Source organism: Bartonella sp. CR84HXZ, from assembly GCF_042194535.1.
Lineage (GTDB): Bacteria > Pseudomonadota > Alphaproteobacteria > Rhizobiales > Rhizobiaceae > Bartonella > Bartonella grahamii.
In genome coordinates this window covers 1-1,056 of record NZ_JBHIMY010000097.1, presented here as the reverse complement: position 1 = coordinate 1,056, position 1,056 = coordinate 1, and the positions used below count along the sequence as shown (strand labels likewise).

Below are 1,056 nucleotides of genomic sequence, written 5' to 3'. Positions count from 1 at the left end.
TCAGTCCGACGATAGGCACGCTCTACTTTACCGCCGACCGTATGACTTAGAATAGTTTCTGCGACTTCATAAGGGGCATCGGTTGTTTCAGCGAGCCAATTGCGTAAACTAGAGCGAAATCCATGGGGGCAGGCTTCAATTTTATTTTTTCTCATATACGTAGCCATACATTTCTCAGCGAGGGGACCACGACCTCTAGCAGAAAAAAAGAAATCATTACGAGAGAGCAAGCGCGCTTGTTTTAGAATTTCTAATGCTTCTGTTGATAGAGGCACGCGAAATTCTGTTGTAGCATCACGCCTTCCTTTCATATTCTCAGCAGGAATGGTCCATATATCCTCCTCAACTTGATCTTTATGAATATGACGTAAAGGATTGGTACGAACGCCTGTCAGAATAAGCAAACGCAAAGCCAGTTGTGTTATGGTTGATGCTTCACAGAGTGTTTTATAAAAAGCCGGAACCTCTCTCCAATCCATGGCTGGTAAATTTTGCGTTTTATGACGTTGTTTACCTAAGAGCGCGCGTGCTTTTTCTACTGCTTGTAAATCAACATTCAATCCTAAGGCAGCCGCATGTTTAAGACAAAGGTTGAGACGAATAAGAGCTCTATTAGCTGTTCCAGCTTTTGTATGCCAAATAGGGGCAAGAACATTGCGTATCTCTGTTTGTGTAATCTCAGAAACGGGAAGACAGCCTAATTTGGGCAGAATATGAAGGCGTAATGGTAAAAACCAATCCCCATCTTTACCATCATTTTTTAATTCAGCTTTACGACTTTCAAAAGCATCCAACGCGATATCTTTTAAATAATGGAGATTACTTATTGCCTCACGCTTTTGTTTTTCACGTTCTTTAATAGGGTCACGCCCTTCACGAAGAACAGAACGCCACCCAGTTGCCAATTCACGGGCTTGTTTTAAAGAAACATCTCTCAAGGCACCCAAGCCCATTTCGCGGCGCCGACCATGAATGGTATAACGGTAAATCCATTGAGCACCTCCATCTTTACGCTTATGAAGTAACAAGCCGGCACCATCATTATATTTGCCAGCC

Annotated in this window: 1 protein-coding gene; it reads right to left on the bottom strand. The window is 42.9% G+C overall.

Annotated elements, in window-relative coordinates; translation table 11 throughout:
- Window positions 1-1,056: tyrosine-type recombinase/integrase (locus tag ACFIKD_RS09550; RefSeq protein ID WP_375647918.1), on the bottom strand; the 1,056-nt coding region annotated here is incomplete at both ends.